This window comes from Burkholderia singularis (assembly GCF_001718875.1).
In the GTDB taxonomy this organism is placed as follows: Bacteria; Pseudomonadota; Gammaproteobacteria; order Burkholderiales; family Burkholderiaceae; genus Burkholderia; species Burkholderia singularis.
The window spans coordinates 24255-42578 of the sequence record NZ_CP013448.1; the positions used below are offsets into that span (position 1 = coordinate 24255).

Here is an 18324-nt window from a genome sequence, read left to right on the forward strand (position 1 = left end):
ACGGCGCATTGACAGCGCATTGGCAGCGCGATGACGCGCGCCGCGCGACACCGTGACCGTGACGATGCTGCCGCAAACAAGCCGCCCGATACCACGCGCACACTCGCCTCCAGCCAAGCATGCGCATGCATGCGGCACGCGGCGCAGACACCGCGCGCCGCACGCCGCGCGCTCGTGCGGAACCGGCCAGCGCCGGCCGCCGTGCTTACTTGCCGTCTATCGAGAATGCATAGAACGTGTAGCTTTTCGTGCCCAGCGCACCCAGCTTCGCGTAGCCGTTGCCCCAGTACACCGTGCCGCGCTCGTCGATCGCCGGGCCGGCAGCCGACGATCCCTGGCCGACGTAATCCCACAGCACGTCGCCTGTCGCGGCGTTGAGCGCGTACATATGGCCGCTCATCGAACTGACGAACGCCACGCCATTGGAGACGCTCACGGGCGCGATGGTGAGCGCGTTGCCAGACGGGTCGGCCACTTGCCAGAGAATCTTGCCCGTCGCCGGATCGATCGCGGCGAACGAGCCGACCGTCACGCTTTTTCCGTTGACCGTGTACGGCACCCGGTCATAGTCGGCGTTCGCCACGTAAATGCGCTTGCCGTCGGTCGCCGTACCCCACTCGATGCCACCTAGCGCGGAGCCGGGGCCCACCACCGTGCTCGAGCGGATCGCGCCTGTCTGCGCGTCGAGCAGCCAGTAGACGCCGCTCTTCTGACCGGCGCCGACCAGCAGTTGCGGCTTGCCGGGACGGTCGTGAACGGTGAGCAGAGTGGGCCCGGCGCCGAAGTCGAAATCCGGCCCCGGCGACGGCGGGCAATTCTGCGCATTGGTGCCCGGCTGGTTGCACGCGATATTCCACGTGTCGAAGCCTTGTACGCCAGTGCTCCACTTGATCCGGCCGGTTGCCATGTCCAGCGCGAGGACCGAATCGACATGGTCGTCCGGGCTCAGGCACTGCGCCATGCTCCCGCCCGCGACCTGACATTGGTTCGCGGACTGGGGCACCGAATAGTTGTTGCCGGTCGTGATGAACACGGTCTTGCCCGGCACGTCGATGGCGGCCGTGCTGCCCCACACCGCGCCGCCGCTGTAGCCTCCAGGCGCGCCGTTGTTCTGCGGCACCGTATAGGTGGTCCATTTGATCCGTCCGGTCTTCGCATCGAGCGCGGAGAACGAACCCCGGAAGCTGCAGCACGGGTAGTTGGGCACGTCCGCGGCAGCTGCCTCCTCCGTCGACGACGCCCCGACGTAAACCACGCCGGCATGCACGATCGGCGACTGCGTGACGATTGCATAAGGATGCGAATTGATCGCCGTGCTCCAGAGGAGATTGCCGCTCGCCGCATCGATCGCGAGAACGTGCGCGCCATTCTGATCGCCGATATACACCGTATTGCCGACCACCGCGGGGCTGGTGCGCGACACCGCCGACGGCGGCTCGCCCGCATAACTGTCGATGCGGCGTTCCCAGATGAGCTTGCCGGTGGCCGCATCGAGCTTGGTCAGATAACCGCCCCAGTCGGGGAAATAAACGGCGCCGTCGACCACGGCGGGCGTCGCGGACACGTCGCCGTGGACGGTGCGCGACCATTTCAGGGCGAGCCTGCCCGCGTTGTTCACGTTGAGTGCGGTTTGGTCGGACTGCGAGCGGGTATTACGCAGATTCTGTCCCGCCACCGACCATCCGTTCGCGGCCGGCGCGGCCATGGACGGTTGAGCGGCAAGCCCCAGCGACAAGCCGAACAGCACGGCGGCGGGGATAACGGCAATCCGTCGACGTTGTCGATCGAATACTTGAGTCATCAATAGCTCCAAGGTTCGCGTATCAGGAGGAGGAATTGGTCCCCTTCGCTTTTCCGCTCTCGCATGAGCGATTGTGTCTGCGTCACCAGCCCCGCCCCAATTTTGCCTGCGCATCGCGACGGCATCTGAGGGGCAGCCCACTTTTCGGTCGCGCGGTGAACTCACGTCAATGGCGCAGGCCGCAATGCGCCGCGATTGGATGAGTGAGCACGTCGCGCCGCCTGCGCCGGGCAGGCGAACGATCCGTCGGCATTCGCGATGACGTGATGTTCGCGGCAATGCCCGCGTCGGCGCATTCGGCCGCCTCCGTGCCTGCCGGCTGCGCCTGCCGCCTGCCACCTGCGTTGCCCGCCCCTTTGCCGCCGGATAACCTCCGCGCCTGCGATGCCAGCGGCCGCACCAGCCCGCGCCTGCAAACCGCCGCTATCGCGAACGCCGGGTTATTCCGGCGTTGCGCAATCGAAATTTGTCGGGCTACGATGGCTCCCATTTGCTTGTATCAGCGGTAACGGACTGACCAATGGCATTCGGCAACAAAAAGGCGTGGACAGGATGGATCGCGGCGTGCGCACTGTCGGCCGCGCATGCCGGCACGCTGCCGGCCCATCAGGCATCGCCCGATCAGCCCGCCGCTGCGCCCGCCTTCGCGTATGCCGAACGCTTCGATTACAGCGATTCGGATCTGCCGCCCGTTGCCGCGAACCTGAACGAAACCGTCGTCCATATCCCGGTCGCCGCCGCGGACGGCGTGATGCTCGAAGCGACGGTGTTCAAGCCCGACGGCCCCGGCCCGTTTCCGCTCGTCGTCTTCAATCACGGCAAGAATCCGGGCGATACGCGCGCGCAGCCGCGCAGCCGGCCGCTTTCGTTCGCGCGCGAATTCGTGCGGCGCGGCTACGCGGTAGTCGCGCCGAATCGCGAAGGCTTCGCGGGCTCGGGCGGCACCTATATGCAGGAAGGCTGCGACGTCGGGCGCAACGGACTCGCGCAGGCGCGCGACGTGGCCGCGACGCTTGCCTATATGTCGGCGCAGCCGTATGTCGACGCGCGGCGCGTCGTGGTCGCCGGCACGTCTCACGGCGGGCTCGTATCGCTCGCATACGGCACCGAGGCCGCGCATGGCGTGCGCGGCATCATCAATTTCTCCGGCGGATTGCGGCAGGATCTCTGCGAAGCGTGGCAAAAGCATCTCGTCGATGCATTCGACGCCTATGGTTCGCATACGCGCGTGCCATCGCTATGGCTGTATGGCGACAACGATTCGGTGTGGTCGCGCGAGCTGGTCGCGCAGGCGCGCGACGCGTACATGGCGCATGGCGCAAGCACGCTGTTCGTCGATTTCGGCCGCTACAAGGATGACGCGCACCGGTTGATCGTCGACCGCGACGGCGTGCCGATCTGGTGGCCGTCGGTCGAAACGTTCCTGTCGCGGCTCAAGCTGCCGACCGCGGTGCGCTATGCGGTCGCCAACCCGCTCGCGCCGAAGGCGAGCGGTTACGCGGCGATCGATACGGTCAGCGCGGTGCCGTTCATCGACGAAGCAGGCCGCGCGGCCTATCGGCGCTTCCTCGCGCATCAGCCGAGCCGCGCGTTCGCCGTGTCGACGCAGGGCGCATGGTCGTGGGCTGAAGGCGGCGACGATCCGATGGCGCTCGCGCTCGAAAGCTGCCGCAAGCAGGAAGCCGGGTCATGCCAGCTATACGCGGTCGACGATCGCGTGGTCTGGCGTGGCGAGGACGCACGCACGGCGGATACGTCCGTCGCGCCCGATTCGGCCAGCGCACGCGCATTGGCGAGCCGCTGAACACGGCATTTCGTCTCGAATTGCGTCTGGGGCAGGGTGCGCGTGTCTGCATAGACAACCGGGCATCGCGCGCCCTGCCGCACACAGGTTCATACGCTTGCGATCACTCCGGTAAAAATCAAAACCCCGATGCACGGTGCGCCATTCATCCGGAAGCCGCCACGCCGGTCGGCAGCGCCTATGCCGCGTGCAATCGCACCCGGCAAACCGGCTGAACCATCGCCACAGATACCCAGAAGATTCTGACTTATTTTTTATCGACGACACGCGGCGCACACATTCATCACCGCAATCGAATATCGCGAATCGAATACTCACGTTGCCCGATAAAGCGGTTTCGATTGATCCGCTTTATAACCGCTTTTAACTCCGATCCGGCCCACGGCACACGCATTGCCTTTCATCGCCGTTTTGATCGATCGCATTCGAATGCCGCGCTCGAATGAGAATCGGCGTTCTCGAAATCCGGTCGAACGAACGCATGCCGGAATCGATAGACGAATCGCATTTCGACGCCGCGCGGCGTCCCCTTTCCCGTTGCCGCGATTGGCCGCCACCCGCTTGCGCGGCGCGCCCGCTTCTTCATTCGCCACCTCCCCGCCTTTTCGAGTTTTCTCCCCATTCCCGCCCGGCGGGTAGCGACGCTTTGCCGTCGTCTTCTGCCGCTTATTCGAGCGATTTGTACCGAACCGCCGCGAGCCGTCGCGAAATGGGCCGAACTCCGCGCCAGACAAGGCGCTGACGTTTTGTAACTGCTGCTGCATCAACACGAAAAACACGCTAATCTCAGCCCGGTTTTGGTTTTATACGCACGCGTTTTTTGCCATCCGATCGGGCCCCTTGGCTATCACGATCCCGCAAAACGAGAACCATGCGCTTCGCGCACTCGACGCGTTTTCGCCCCGGAGTTGTCTTGAACACACACGCAACCGACGATTGGGTCGCGCGCAGCCTGCGTGCGGTCTGGCATCCTTGCACGCAGATGAAGCACCACGAGCAGCTGCCGCTCATTGCGCTTGCGCGCGGCGAACGCGCGTGGCTCATCGATCACGCGGGCCGCCGCTATCTCGACGCGATCAGCTCGTGGTGGGTCAATCTGTTCGGTCACGCGAATCCGCAAATCAACGCGGCGCTAAAGGCGCAGCTCGACACGCTCGAACACGCGATGCTCGCCGGCTGCACGCACGAGCCGGCGGTCGAACTCGCCGAGCGGCTTGCAGCGCTCACCCGGCACACGCTGGGCCATGCATTCTTCGCATCCGACGGCGCGTCGGCCGTCGAAATCGCGCTGAAAATGAGCTTTCATGCATGGCGCAATCGCGGCCGCGGCGACAAGCGCGAATTCGTCTGCATTGCGAACGGTTACCACGGCGAGACGATCGGAGCGCTCGGCGTGACCGACGTCGCGCTCTTCAAGGACGCATACGATCCGCTGATCCGCACGGCGCACGTCGTCGCGTCGCCGGACGCGCGCGGCGCGCAGGACGGCGAGACGGCCGCGGACGTGGCCGCGCGCGCGCTCGCCGACGTCAAGCGGCTCTTTGCCGAGCGCGGCGACAAGATCGCCGCGCTGATCGTCGAGCCGCTCGTGCAGTGCGCGGCCGGCTTCGCGATGCACGATCCGTCATACGTGCGCGGCCTGCGCGCACTGTGCGACGCGCACGACGTGCATCTGATCGCCGACGAGATCGCGGTCGGCTGCGCGCGCACCGGCACGTTCTTCGCATGCGAGCAAGCCGGCGTGTGGCCGGACTTCCTGTGCCTGTCGAAGGGCATCAGCGGAGGATATCTGCCACTGTCGCTCGTGCTGTCGCGCGATGCCATCTTCGATGCGTTCTACGACGACGACGTCACGCGCGGCTTCCTGCATTCGCATTCGTATACGGGCAACCCGCTCGCGTGCCGCGCGGCGCTCGCCACGCTCGATCTGTTCAATGCGCGTGACGTGCTCGCCGACAATGCGCGCAAATCGGCGTTGATGCGCGCCGCGCTCGCGCCGCTTGCCGAGCATCCGAACGTGCGCCATCTGCGCGAGCGCGGCACGATCTTCGCGTTCGACGTCGCGCTCGAAGGCGACGCCGCCAAACGCTTCGCGCGCCGCTTCTTCGAACACGCGCTGGCCCGCGAAACGCTGCTGCGCCCGATCGGCACGACGGTCTATCTGATGCCGCCATACATTCTCGACGACGCCGAAATCACGTGGCTCGCAGCGCGCACGCGCGACACGCTCGACGCCACCCTTTCGGAGACTCACGCATGACGCGCCTGCTTGCCTCGCTTGAACGCGGCCTCGCCGATATCGACGCGCAAGGGCTGCACCGCGCAAGACGCGTGGCCGACACCGCGTGCGGCGCGCATATGACGGTCGACGGCCGTGAGATCGTCGGCTTCGCGAGCAACGACTATCTCGGGCTCGCCTCGCATCCTCAGTTGATCGAAGCATTAGCCGAAGGCGCGCGCCGCTATGGCTCGGGCAGCGGCGGCTCGCACCTGCTCGGCGGCCACTCGCGCGCGCACGCCACGCTCGAGGACGAGCTGGCGGCGTTCTGCGGCGGCTTCTGCGACGCGCCGCGCGCGCTGTACTTCAGCACCGGCTACATGGCCAATCTCGCCGCGCTCACCGCGCTGGCCGGCCGCGGCGCGACGATTTTCTCGGATGCGCTGAACCATGCGTCGCTGATCGACGGCACGCGGCTCGCGCGCGCCGACGTGCAGATCTACCCGCACTGCGACATGGCCGCGCTCGACGCACAGCTCACCGCCTGCGCTGCGAAGACGAAGCTGATCGTCTCCGACACGGTGTTCAGCATGGACGGCGACGTCGCGCCGCTCGAGCGCCTCGTCGCGCTCGCCGAAGCGCACGATGCGTGGCTCGTCGTCGACGACGCGCACGGCTTCGGCGTGCTCGGCCCGCAAGGGCGCGGCGCGCTCGCCGCGCACGCGCTGCGCTCGCCGAACATCGTCGGTATCGGCACGCTCGGCAAGGCGGCGGGCGTCGCTGGCGCGTTCGTCGTCGCGCACGAAACCGTGATCGAATGGCTGATCCAGCGCGCGCGCAGCTACATTTTCACGACGGCGGCGCCACCATGCGTCGCATACGCGGTATCCGCGAGCCTCAAGATCATCGCCGGCGACGAAGGCGACGCGCGACGCGCGCATCTGGCCGCGCTGATCGAGCGCACCCGCGCCATTCTGCGGCGCACGCGCTGGCAGCCGGTCGACTCGCATACCGCCGTGCAGCCGCTCGTGATCGGCAGCAACGACGACACGCTCGCCGCGATGCGCGCGCTCGACGCGCAGGGCCTTTGGGTGCCCGCGATCCGGCCGCCGACGGTACCCGCCGGCACGTCGCGGCTGCGCATCTCGCTGTCGGCCGCGCATTCGTTCGACGATCTCGCGCGCCTCGACGCCGCACTCAGCGTGCGGGCCGGCATGCCGGCCAACGCATCGCCCACCCCCAACCCCATCGCCGCATGAACGCACCGCTTTCCTTTTTCGTGACGGGCACCGATACCGAGATCGGCAAGACTTTCATATCGGCCGCGCTGCTGCGCGGTTTCACGCGCGCCGGGCTGCGCGCAGCCGCGCTGAAGCCGGTCGCGGCCGGCGCGTATGAGCGCGACGGCGTGTGGCGCAACGAGGACGCGGACCAGCTCGACACCGCGGCAAGCGTCGCGCTGCCGGACGCGATCCGCACGCCGTTCCTGCTCAAGGAGCCTGCCGCGCCGCACATCGCGGCCGCGCTCGACGGCGTCGCGCTCGACATCGGCACGGTCGCCGCGGCTCACCGCCGCGCGTGCGAAGCGGCCGACGTCGTGATCGTCGAAGGCGTCGGCGGCTTTCGCGTGCCGCTCGACGGCACGCGCGACACGGCCGATCTCGCGGTCGCGCTCGGGCTGCCGGTGCTGCTCGTGGTCGGCGTGCGGCTCGGCTGCATCAACCACGCGCTGCTCACCGCCGACGCGATTGCCGCGCGCGGCCTCGCGATCGCCGGCTGGGTCGCGAACCGTATCGATCCGGCGATGCGCTTCGCCGACGAGAACGTCGACACGCTGCGCGCGTGGCTCGAACGCGAGCATCGCGCGCCACTCGTCGGCGACATCGCGCATATGAGCCCGCCGTCGCCGGACGCCGCATCGCACGCGCTCGATATCGACCGTTTATTGAATACGCAACGCGCCGCCGCGCCGCGCTGATTTTTCGCCTACCATGGCGCTAATTTTGAAGAATCGATCCCCGCTTCGAAGGATGACCGACATGACTCAAGCTCAAACCGCCGCCGCCGAAACGCCCGTGGCCGCGCCCGTCGCGCCGCGCTGGCGCGTGGCCGACGTGATCGCACTCTACGAGCTGCCGTTCAACGATCTGCTGTTCCGCGCGCAGCAAGTGCATCGCGAGCACTTCGATGCAAACGCGATCCAGCTCTCGACGCTGCTGTCGATCAAAACCGGCGGCTGCGAGGAAGATTGCGGCTACTGCTCGCAATCGTCGCACCACGATACCGGTCTGCAGGCAAGCAAGCTGATGGAGGTGGACGAAGTGCTCGCCGCCGCACGCGCCGCGAAGGCCAACGGCGCGACGCGCTTTTGCATGGGCGCGGCATGGCGCAATCCGAAGGACCGGCACCTCGAGCCGATTCAGCAGATGATCCGCGGCGTGAAGGACATGGGCCTCGAAACCTGCGTGACGCTCGGCATGCTGGAAGAACATCAGGCGAAGGCGCTTGCCGACGCGGGGCTCGACTACTACAACCACAACCTCGACACGTCGCCCGAATTCTACGGCCAGGTGATTTCGACGCGTACCTACCAGGACCGTCTCGACACGCTCGAGCGCGTGCGCGACGCCGGCATCAACGTCTGCTGCGGCGGGATCATCGGCATGGGCGAATCGCGCCGCGAGCGAGCGGGACTCATCACGCAGCTCGCGAACATGAACCCGTATCCGGAATCGGTGCCGATCAACAATCTGGTCGCGATCGAAGGCACGCCGCTCGAACACGCGGAAAAGCTCGACCCATTCGAGTTCGTGCGCACGATCGCAGTGGCGCGGATCACGATGCCGAAGGCAATGGTGCGGCTTTCGGCGGGCCGCGAACAGCTCGACGATTCGATGCAGGCGCTGTGCTTCCTGGCGGGCGCGAACTCGATGTTCTACGGCGACGCACTGCTGACGACGAGCAACCCGCGCACGGAAGCGGACCGCAAGTTGCTCGCGCGGCTCGGCATCACCGCGAGCGAGACGAATCAGCCCGGCGCCTGAATCTCAACGCACACGTCACGCGCGCTGCGCGCATGACGTGTTTGCCGCCGCGTGCGCGGGCCCGCCAGACACGCGCACGCCGGCATATCGATCATCGGATGCGCTGCGTCTGGCCGCGTCCGTTTGGCGCCGGCGCCGCCCGTCAACCGACGCCGGACGCAAACGCCCTACGCGCCACGCCGGTCAATCGAGATAGTCCTCATACTCCTTGCGCGAATACGACGCGAGCTGCCGCCACGGCGGCGTTTTCGCGCGCGGCGCGGGCGTGAGCGTCAGCTTGCGCGTCACGCTGCCGTCCGTGCTGCGGTATTCGACGACGAGCGGCGCCTGCAACGCATCGCTCCACAAAATACGGTTCAAGCCGCGCCCGGCGATTGTCTGCTCGTACCAGCGCGTGCCGGGCTGCGGCCCGGCCGCCGTCTTGGCGTTCAGCCGCTTCAACTGCGACGGCGGCGTGATGTAGAACGCGTTGTCCCACGAGCCGTCGAAGCCCGTCGTCTCGAACTCGGTCGGCGGCACGCTGACGATCGTGCGTTCGGCTGCATCCACGTACTCGATGCGCACGTTGCCGCCATCGTTCGTCACGTGCCGCGCCGCCGCATCGAAATTGAAATGCTTGTGCCCCGCATGCGCGTGAGCGAAGGCCGGGCGCGCATATTCGCGCGACACAGCCGACGCATGACGCGCGCGATGCGTATCGGCTTCGCTGCGGGCATTGACGTCGTGAATATGACTTGGCACGTGATCGTCATGCTCGTCGGCGCGCGCCGCACCGGCAAACCGAACGCGCTCGACCCATACATGCCCTGCGCGACGCACCATCCGCTCGCGATAGACGACCGTGCGTGTCACGCCGTCCGCGCTGATCGCGCGGCTCTCGTGCAGCAGCACTGCGTCGAGATCGGGCGCCGCGGCAAGCACGGGGGCAGCGGCAAGCGCCGCGACGCCCGCGATCCATGCCGCGCGCGCACGCCGCACGGCGCTTCGTTTCATCACCTCGATTCGCATCGCCGCAGCCGCCTCGCTCAAAACCCGAACGCCGACTTCACGAGGCCGAACACCTTCGTGTTGTCGAGCGTGCCCTTGAACGCCTTCGCATCGGCGCCGTCGGCGAACAACATCACGTCGCCACCGCCGTGCGTCTCCGAGCCGGGGCTGCCGAGCCGCACACCCACTTCCTGCAGATACGCTTCGTGTGTCGCGCTCGCCGAATCGACCGACGTGCGCACGTTCGGCCGGTTCGCGCCGTTGCCGAACACGAGCGTCGTGTACGTGTTGCCGTCCGCGTCCTTGCTCGGCTGGCCGTCGCGGTAGTTGCGGCTGATGTCGAGAATCGGATTGCCTCGCTTCGAATAACCGTTGATCGTCATCGTGTGATCGTGGTCGGCCGTGACGACGATCAGCGTGTTCGACAGATCGACTTTCGACAGCGCGGTGCGAATCGCTTCGTCGAACGCCACGGTATCTTCGAGCGCGCGCTTCGCATTGGTGCCGTGCAGCGCGTGATCGATGCGGCCGCCCTCGACCATCAGGAAATAACCGTTCGGATTCCTCGACAATACGTCGATCGCCTTCGCGGTCATCTCCGCGAGGCTCGGCTGCGTTGCGCCCTCGCCCTTGCCGGCGACGCGATCGAGTTCGTACTCGAGATGGCTCGTCGAGCTGAACAGGCCGATCAGCTTGTTGCCGCCCGCTTGCGCGAGCTGATCCTTGGTCGCCGCAACCGCATAGCCCTTCGCACGCAATTCGGCGAGCAGGTCGCGCCCGTCCGCGCGGCCGCGCTTGTTGGTGACCGGATCGAACGGCGTCCAATGGTTGCGGCCGCCCCCCATCAGCACGTCGACGCCGTCGCCGAGCGCGGCGTTGTAGCCCACGCCGCCCGGCACGGCCTGCGCGGCGATGTGATATTGCGCATCGCGGTGGCAGATGTGCGAGTAGGTCGCCGCGGGCGTGGCGTGCGTAAGCTCGGTGGTCGTGATCGCGCCCACGGCCTTGCCGTGCGCTTTCGCAAGCTCCAGCAGCGTCTGCGCCGGCTTGCCGTTGCTCGCGCTGCAGTTGTTGACCGTGCGGTTGCCGTTCGCGTCGGTGCCGGGTGCGACCGCGACCGTATCGGACGTCATCGACAGCACTTCGTTGTTCATCTTCACGCCGGTCATATACGCGGACATCGACGGCGCGCTGTCGGTGGTCTGCGCATCGTTCGAAAAAGTCTTGATGCGGGCGGTGCGCGGCAGCTTCTCCATCGTGAGCTGGCCGGCCTCACCGACCTTATAGATGCGGCTCGCGGTGACGGTCGTCGGCCCCATGCCGTCGCCGAGAAAGAAAATCACGTTTTTCGCCTGTCCTGCGGCATGCGCCGCGGAACCGAAGCCGCCCGCCAAAACCGCTGCGGCGATCGTCGCTGCCGCGACGCGCTGAATCTTTGTCATGCTGTTTCCCCTATTGACCGATGCCGTGCTCAAAGCTGCACCGCGTTGCGCACCAGCTCGAACACCTTGTTGTTCTCGATCACGCCATGAAAATTCTCGGCGCCGCGGCCGATCGCACCGAGAAATACGTCGGTGCCGCCATGCGTCTCATTGCCTTTGTCCATGCGCACGACCGCTTCCTGGCGGTAGTCGTCGGCGCCCGTCACCGCGTCGGTGAGATTCGTGCCCGCGCGGCTGCCCTGCACGCGGTTTTCGCCGTTGCCGAAGCCGATGATCGTGTACGGCGCGCCGTCCGCATCCTTCGCGATCGCACCGTTCTGGTAATTGCGCAGCACGCCGAGCACGCCTGGCTTGCCCGCCTCCGTCTTGCCGGTGCGCGCCGCGTAGCCGTTCAGCACGAGCGTGTGGTCGTGGTCGGCGGTGACCACGATGAGCGTGTTCTTCAAATCCGGATCGGTCTTGCGCACTTTGTCCAGCGCCGCCTTGATCGCGTTGTCGAACGCGACCGTATCCTGCAGCGCGCGCTTCGCGTTGGTGTCGTGCAGCGCATGGTCGATGCGGCCGCCCTCGACCATCAGAAAGTAACCGTTCGCATTCCTTTGCAGCACGTCGAGCGCGCGCGTCGTCATCTCGGCGAGGCTCGGCTCCTTCGTCACGTTGCGGTCGAGGTCGTAGCTCATATGGCTCGACGTGAACAAGCCGACGAGCTTGCCGCCCTTCGTCGCATCGGCGGCGAGCAGTTCGTCGCGGTTCTGTGCGAACGCATAGCCCTTCGCCTTCAGCTCATTGACCAGATGGCGGCCATCGGCACGCTTGCCGCCCGCGTCCTTGGGCACGAAGAATTGCAGGCCGCCGCCCAGCACGACGTCGACGCCGTCGGACAGCGCCGCGTTGTAGCCTGCGCCGCCCGGCACGAGCTGCGCGGCGATGTCGTTTTCCGCGTCACGGTGGCAGACGTGCGCATAGGTCGCGGCCGGCGTCGCGTGCGTGACGCGGGTGGTCGTGACGACGCCCGTCGCCATGCCGCTGGCCTTCGCGATCTCAAGCAGCGTTCGCGCGGATTTGCCGTTGTTCGCCCCGCAATTGCCGGTGAGATTCGCGCTTGGCTCGATCGCCTTGGTGTCGGGCGTCATCGAGATCACTTCGTTGTTGGTCTTCACGCCCGTCATGTACGCGGACATCGACGGCGCGCTGTCCGTCACCTGCGCGTCGTTCGAATAGGTCTTCACGAATGCCGTTTCAGGCAGCGTGTCGAGCGTGAGCGCGCCATCCTCGCCGAGCGCATAGATGCGTGCGGCGGTCAGCGTGGTGATCCCCATGCCATCGCCCAGGAAGAAAATCACGTTGCGCGCGGCCGTTTGCGTACCGCCGCCCGGCGTACCCGCCTGGGGCGAATCGTCGCTGCCGCAGCCCGCCGCCGCGAAGACGCTCGCGCACAGGAGCGCCACTAATCTCACTCGCTTCATTTCGGTTTCCCGTCGTCGTTGTGATTGCTTTCAAAATCGAAAGGACGATACGGGGGCGATGTGACGCGAATGTGAATGTTTTTGAAAGAATGGAGAATGAGAAATGAAGGTCTTCGGCCGATGCGGGCTGCGTTTCGGCAGGCGCCGACGCAGAGCACGCGCCGCTTGCTCCGACGACGAAAATCAACCATCGTCGAGCAATAATCAAATATCTCACAAAACTCAAAACCGAGAGGATTCGTTCTCATCCCGGCTTGCCATTTATATTTGGAGAGCGCCAACCAAGAATGAATTCAGCCAGCGCTCTCGTTTCGTCATATGCCGATTAAATCAGCGATATTCCGTTGACGCCGACATTAAAACGGAATCGGCTTGACTTCAGAACCTCCGATCGGCATGGGAAGCGTGCTGATCCAATCATGAGGAAAGTTGGCAATGATGTCCGAGATGATGCCGGGCAAGGCGGAGACAATACCGGGCAACGCAGAGATAATGCCGGGCAACGTCGAAATGCTGGGCGGATTCCACGTGCCGCCCGACACTGCCCGGATTTCCTCTTCAACGAGTTCGACCATACTCATTACGCTCTCCTGTAAATGTAGAGATTTCAAATTACGCTTACGACATAAAATATGACGAAAGCGGATCGTAATATATCGAACGACGAGAAATATTTATGTTATGTACATTACATATCAAATACAACAAAATACTTTAACTATTTTGCCGTCACTCGAATCTCTAAATAAAACAGGAAAATATTTTGAAGCAATAACGCATTGATCTCATCCATTGACGATCGTGAAGCTCGAATACTCATTCATTCCGGAGATAGGCGAGACGTCTGAATCATGCGTATCGTCAACGCGCGCGACGCATCGAACCCGCACAGAGCGCGTCACCGCCCGAACGGCGAAACCAGCAGCGCGGCAGCAGGCTTGCTCTGCGTCTTCGGCGCCGTCAGATTCGCTTGATTCAATACGCTGGCGAGGCGCACGCCCGCGCGCCGCAATTGCAGCGACACATCGGCTTCTGCAGTGCTCACATAGCTGCTCGGCAACACATAAACGCCGCTGGCGTTCGGTTGCGGCAGCTTGCCGTACGCATCCTGCTTCGCCACGCCGAACGCCTCCAGCGACCAGTCGCGCGGCGTCAGCGTTTGCCAGTTGGCCACGTCGGTCGGCGTGATTTGCTGGATCAGCTTCGACGCGATGTCGTCCGCGCTGGTGCCCAGTTGCGTGACGAAGGCCGTGTCCCAGTACGAGTGCAGATTGCCCGACTTGAAACCGGTCGCGGACACGTGCTTCGAATTTCCGCCGCTATCGTTGTCATCGCTCGAATGCAGCGGCTGATGTTCGTCGCCGACGAAATGAAGGATGAATTGCAGCGCGAGCAACCGTTCGGATGGCGAAGTATCGGCCCCATTCAGTTCCTTGACGAACTGATCGATTTTGTCGACCACACACGCCTGCGCCGGCCCCTGCGAGGCTACCGTGTTCAGAGGCAACGGCGGATGGCCGAAGCATGCGGCATCGATGTCGCCCGTGGCGATTTCGGTATCCACGTAATGCCACTGCGACGTGTTCGAATGCGACGCGCGGTACTTGTCGGCCCAGGTCGCTTCGCTCGCGATATCGGTGGCGGTCAGGCCGCTCGTGTCGGTCGCGAGAATCGCGTTGACAGCGATGCGGGTCTGGTCGGTCAGGTAATGATCGGCGATCTTCGCGACGACTTCATGCCCGACATCGCCCCACGCAAACGCGCTCGTCGCGGCGCAGAAGAGCGCCACGCTCGCCACGCCGTTGCGCAGCATTCGCCAGCGGCGTGCGCGTTGGATTTCGTCGGCGTTGCGAATACTGCGTTGTTTTTTATATTCGTTCTTTCTTCCCGGTTCTCTCATATGGCCCTCTCAATGGCATTGCTCTTGGCTTATCTTAGATTGATCCGTATGACTAATTTATTAATCCCGTCGCGCAAACCGATGGCGAAATAGAGTGGCGCGCGCAATGGCACCGCCTGCCGTAACGCGAAAAAACGCGCAGCACAGGTTGAGCAACTTCGCCGGCACGGCCTAGCGCACGGACTTGTGCGATCAACATGCAACGCGTGCGGCGGCCGGGGAATCCGGATCGTCGATCCAATCGATATCGCCGCAAAGCACGCATAACGCATCGCCGACGCGAATCGCGGCCGACAACGTCACGCATGGCAGCGCCTCGTTGATGGATAGATAAGGCCGTGTCACATGCACGCGCCCCGGCTCGGCGATGGCACTGCGGAAATACGGACGTCTCAGCCAGTTCGCGCCCTGCGCGTCGGCAAGCGGCAGAAAGCGGGTCTCATGCGATGCGCGGTCTGCGCGCAGCATCACATTGCGTCCGGCCTGCCGCCCGCGTTCGTCGAGCAGGAAACAGCGTGCGGCATGATCGAGCGCGAGGAAATTCCAGCAGACTTCGTCGAGCGGCTCGCCTGCCGCCAGGCGCTCGGCCGCGCGCTCGAACGCGCGCAGATACGGCGCGAGCCGCTGCGCGTCGCGCCGCTCGCGCGCTTCGGTCTGCTCGCGAAAACGCTCGGTCAGCTCGCCGATGCAGGCGCACGCCGCCGCGCCGTCCGGCAGCCCCGGCGCGGGACGGCCGAAGTAGTAGCCCTGCACGAAATCCGCTTCGCAAGACAGCGCGATCTGCGCTTCGTGCTCCGTTTCGATGCCTTCGATCAACACGAGTTTGCCCGCCTCGTGCAGCAGCGTGACAAGCCCATGCAGGACTGCGGTGACGCCCGTGCGATGCTGCGCGTGCGACAGCATGATACGGTCGAGCTTCACGATATCCGGATTCAATTGCCAGATCCGCTCGAGATTCGAATGGCCGGCGCCGAAATCGTCGAGCGCGATCAGAAAACCTTGTTCGCGCAACCCGCGCACCGCATCGGCGAGCCGCTCGAGATCCTCCGCGCGCTGCTCGATCACTTCGAGCACGACGCGCCGCGGTGAAATGCTCAACCGCTTCAGATTCGCGAACAGCGCGGCGGCCTGAAACGGATCGGTCAGCACGCCGGGGTCCACGTTGAGAAACAGCCATTCGCGCTGCGCGCCGAAACGCGAGAAGTTTTCGAGATGAAGCGCCTGCGCGAGCCGCTCGACCTGCGTGGCCTCGCCGTGGCGCGCCGCTTCGCCGAGCACGTCGAGCGGCGATACCGGGCGATCGAGTGAATCGTGCGCGCGCAACAGTGCCTCGTAGCCGACCGCGCGCATATGGGACAAACTGAAGATCGGCTGAAACACGCTCGTCAGCGTGAGATCGTGATGCTGCGCGGCAACGCGCGCGAGGCCCGAGGTCACCTCTGCTTCGAAGCGGTATGGCGACGCGGCAACCGGACGCTCCTGTTGAACCGTGATCATGCAGCAGCCCTCCGCACGACGAAAACGTCGACAGGCAGAATACGCGACTCGCGGATTGTCATAAGTGGTCCTCGGTTGTTTGATCTTAGTTTTCGCCTAGCGTTAAGCAAGCTCCGTGCTCAGCTTGGCCTCCTCTGCGTGTGACAGGCTGGCGAACGTGCATTGCCCCGGCCTGGCCGCCGCGACACGCCGCGCGGCGCATGCGGGCACGGCGTCGCAATGTGGCCGGCGGCACACGTCCCGCCGATTTTGAAAAATCCATTCATCGGGCCGGCCGCCAGACAAGCCCATTCGTTCGCGCGAACAGGCTCCGGAGAACCCGACACCGAATATTTCGGTCCCCGATCTATTGCCGTGCCTATCGACGGAGCCGGCTCGCACCATTACGGTGCGAACCGCGCCGTAGCTTTTCCCGTCGTGCATCTTTCATGCGCGTTACACTGCGTACCGTTGTTTCCCCGTTTCGCATACCGATGGAAATCGTCTTCACAGTTCTGATTTTGTTGCTCGCCGTAGCGCTGTCCGGCGTGATGACGCGCGTGCTGCCGCTGCCGCGCCTGCCGTTACCGCTGATCCAGATTGCCATCGGCGCGGTGCTCGCGTGGCCGAAGTTCAATCTGCACGTCACGTTCGACCCCGAAATTTTCATGCTGCTGTTCATTCCGCCATTGCTGTTCGCGGACGGCTGGCGCATTCCTAAGCGCGAACTGTATCTGCAGCGGCGCGCGATCCTGATGCTCGCGTTCGGCCTCGTGTTCGCGACGGTGCTCGCCGTCGGCTATTTCGCGCACTGGCTGATTCCCGGCATGCCGTTGCCGGTCGCGTTCGCACTCGCCGCCGTGCTGTCGCCGACCGATGCGGTCGCGCTGTCCGGTATCGCCGGCAAGGGGCGCATTCCGCCGCAGCTCATGCACATCCTCGAAGGCGAAGCGCTGATGAACGACGCATCGGGCCTCGTCGCGCTGAAATTCGCGATTGCCGCCGCGCTGACCGGCATGTTCTCGCTGCGCGACGCGGCGATCAGCTTTGTGATCGTTGCATCGGGCGGCCTCGTCGTGGGCGCGCTGCTCGCATGGCTGTTCAGCACGCTGTCCACACGCTTTCTGAACGCATCGCAGGAAGGCGACCCCGCGCCCGGCATCGTGATGACGCTGCTCGTGCCGTTCGCGTCGTATCTGATTGCCGAGCATCTCGGTTTGTCAGGCATCCTATCGGCTGTCGCGTCCGGGATGATGATGAACTATACGAGCTTCTCGCGCAGCAGCACCGTCGCCGCGCGGGTGCGCGCCGAAAGCACGTGGGCGATGATCGAATTCGTGTTCAACGGCATGGTGTTCATCATGCTCGGGCTGCAATTGCCGCACATCATCGGCCGCGCGCTCGTCGATGCGCACCATACGAGCGACGTGCTCGTCGGCATGATGATCGGCTATGTCGCGGCGATGCTCGTCGCGCTGTACGCGATCCGTTTCACGTGGGTCTGGCTGCTGCGCTGGATCGCGAGCCGCCGCGCGGCCAAGCACGGTCTCACCGGCACGATGGCCGGGCTGCGCACGATCGCGGTGATGACGGTGGGTGGCGTGCGCGGCGCGATTACGCTTGCGGGCGTGCTGTCGATCCCGGTCGCACTCGCCGACGGCACGCCGCTCGCCGGCCGCGATACCGCGATCTTCATCGCATCGGGCGTCATTCTCGGCTCGATCGCCGTGGCGGTGGCCGGGCTGCCGTTGCTGCTGCGCGGCGTGCGTCCGACGCACAATCCGCATGCGCACGAAGAGCGCGCGGCACGCGCGGCAACGGCCCAGGCAGCGATCCGCGCGGTCGACACGACGCACGACGCGATCGCCGCCGATCTCGACGAAGCCGCCGCCGCGCGCTGCGCGGACGTGACCGCGCGCGTCATGGATCTGTATCGGCGGCGCTTGTCCGCCTATGCCGGCGACGGCAGGACGCCGCTCGACGAAGCCAGGCAGTCCGAACAAATGGAACTGCGGATGAAAATCGCCGCGCTTCGCGCGGAACGCGCGGCACTCTACCGGCTACGCGGCGAGCGCAAGATCGGCGACGAAACGCTCGCCAAGCTGATACGCGAGATCGATCTGTCGGAGGCTGCGCTGTCGACGCGCAAGAAAGGTATCGTATAACCCGGCCGGCGGCGAAAACGC

15 protein-coding genes are annotated in these 18324 nt (G+C 65.1%); 6 read left to right on the top strand and 9 right to left on the bottom strand.

Annotation, left to right across the window (positions count from 1 at the left end; genetic code table 11):
• Window positions 1-205: 205 nt before the first annotated feature.
• Window positions 206-1801: an outer membrane protein assembly factor BamB family protein gene (locus tag AQ611_RS00105; RefSeq protein WP_069233410.1), complete on the bottom strand. Its 1596-nt coding sequence runs from the start codon at window positions 1799-1801 to the stop codon at window positions 206-208.
• Between the two features lie 166 nt (window positions 1802-1967).
• A complete protein-coding gene (locus AQ611_RS25995; protein WP_197517121.1) occupies window positions 1968-2291 on the bottom strand; it encodes a hypothetical protein in 324 nt (107 codons plus the stop codon).
• A 30-nt stretch (window positions 2292-2321) separates the two neighbouring features.
• Between AQ611_RS25995 and AQ611_RS00115 the strand changes: the two genes are divergently transcribed.
• Window positions 2322-3605 carry a dienelactone hydrolase family protein gene (locus AQ611_RS00115; RefSeq protein WP_069233412.1) on the top strand — a complete coding sequence of 428 codons (1284 nt, stop codon included), beginning with the start codon at window positions 2322-2324 and terminating at the stop codon, window positions 3603-3605.
• Between the two features lie 314 nt (window positions 3606-3919).
• Here the strand turns inward: AQ611_RS00115 and AQ611_RS25260 are convergent, their stop codons facing one another.
• A complete protein-coding gene (locus AQ611_RS25260) occupies window positions 3920-4384 on the bottom strand; it encodes a hypothetical protein (protein WP_146011812.1) in 465 nt (154 codons plus the stop codon).
• Between the two features lie 134 nt (window positions 4385-4518).
• On the opposite strand from AQ611_RS25260, the gene bioA reads away from it, so the two are divergent.
• The 4 genes from bioA to bioB all read left to right on the top strand — a co-directional run bounded on the left by bioA (window position 4519) and on the right by bioB (window position 8867).
• A complete protein-coding gene (gene bioA, locus AQ611_RS00120; RefSeq protein WP_069235060.1) occupies window positions 4519-5865 on the top strand; it encodes an adenosylmethionine--8-amino-7-oxononanoate transaminase in 1347 nt (448 codons plus the stop codon).
• A complete protein-coding gene (bioF, locus tag AQ611_RS00125) occupies window positions 5862-7082 on the top strand; it encodes an 8-amino-7-oxononanoate synthase (protein ID WP_069233413.1) in 1221 nt (406 codons plus the stop codon). The genes bioA and bioF overlap by 4 nt, the downstream gene beginning before the upstream one ends.
• Window positions 7079-7801: a dethiobiotin synthase gene (bioD, locus tag AQ611_RS00130; protein ID WP_069233414.1), complete on the top strand. Its 723-nt coding sequence runs from the start codon at window positions 7079-7081 to the stop codon at window positions 7799-7801. Before bioF ends, bioD begins: the two co-directional genes overlap by 4 nt.
• 61 nt (window positions 7802-7862) lie before the next feature.
• On the top strand, window positions 7863-8867 hold the full coding sequence (bioB, locus tag AQ611_RS00135) for a biotin synthase BioB (RefSeq protein ID WP_059517993.1): 1005 nt from the start codon (window positions 7863-7865) through the stop codon (window positions 8865-8867).
• A 183-nt stretch (window positions 8868-9050) separates the two neighbouring features.
• Here the strand turns inward: bioB and AQ611_RS00140 are convergent, their stop codons facing one another.
• The 6 genes from AQ611_RS00140 to AQ611_RS00165 form a co-directional block, all read right to left on the bottom strand.
• Window positions 9051-9860 (bottom strand): hypothetical protein, encoded by an 810-nt coding sequence (locus tag AQ611_RS00140; protein WP_102720192.1) that lies wholly within the window; start codon window positions 9858-9860, stop codon window positions 9051-9053.
• 32 nt (window positions 9861-9892) lie between these two features.
• Window positions 9893-11296, bottom strand: a complete 1404-nt coding sequence (locus AQ611_RS00145) for an alkaline phosphatase (RefSeq protein ID WP_069233416.1) — start codon at window positions 11294-11296, stop codon at window positions 9893-9895.
• A 29-nt stretch (window positions 11297-11325) separates the two neighbouring features.
• Window positions 11326-12762, bottom strand: a complete 1437-nt coding sequence (locus tag AQ611_RS00150; RefSeq protein ID WP_069233417.1) for an alkaline phosphatase — start codon at window positions 12760-12762, stop codon at window positions 11326-11328.
• Window positions 12763-13118: 356 nt separating this feature from the next.
• A complete protein-coding gene (locus tag AQ611_RS00155; RefSeq protein WP_102720187.1) occupies window positions 13119-13343 on the bottom strand; it encodes a hypothetical protein in 225 nt (74 codons plus the stop codon).
• Between the two features lie 317 nt (window positions 13344-13660).
• Window positions 13661-14662, bottom strand: coding sequence for a S1/P1 nuclease (locus AQ611_RS00160; RefSeq protein ID WP_069233418.1), 1002 nt, complete (start codon window positions 14660-14662; stop codon window positions 13661-13663).
• Window positions 14663-14854: 192 nt separating this feature from the next.
• Window positions 14855-16159 (bottom strand): sensor domain-containing phosphodiesterase, encoded by a 1305-nt coding sequence (locus AQ611_RS00165; protein WP_059517534.1) that lies wholly within the window; start codon window positions 16157-16159, stop codon window positions 14855-14857.
• A 473-nt stretch (window positions 16160-16632) separates the two neighbouring features.
• On the opposite strand from AQ611_RS00165, the gene AQ611_RS00170 reads away from it, so the two are divergent.
• Window positions 16633-18303, top strand: a complete 1671-nt coding sequence (locus tag AQ611_RS00170) for a Na+/H+ antiporter (RefSeq protein WP_069233419.1) — start codon at window positions 16633-16635, stop codon at window positions 18301-18303.
• Window positions 18304-18324 lie beyond the last annotated feature (21 nt).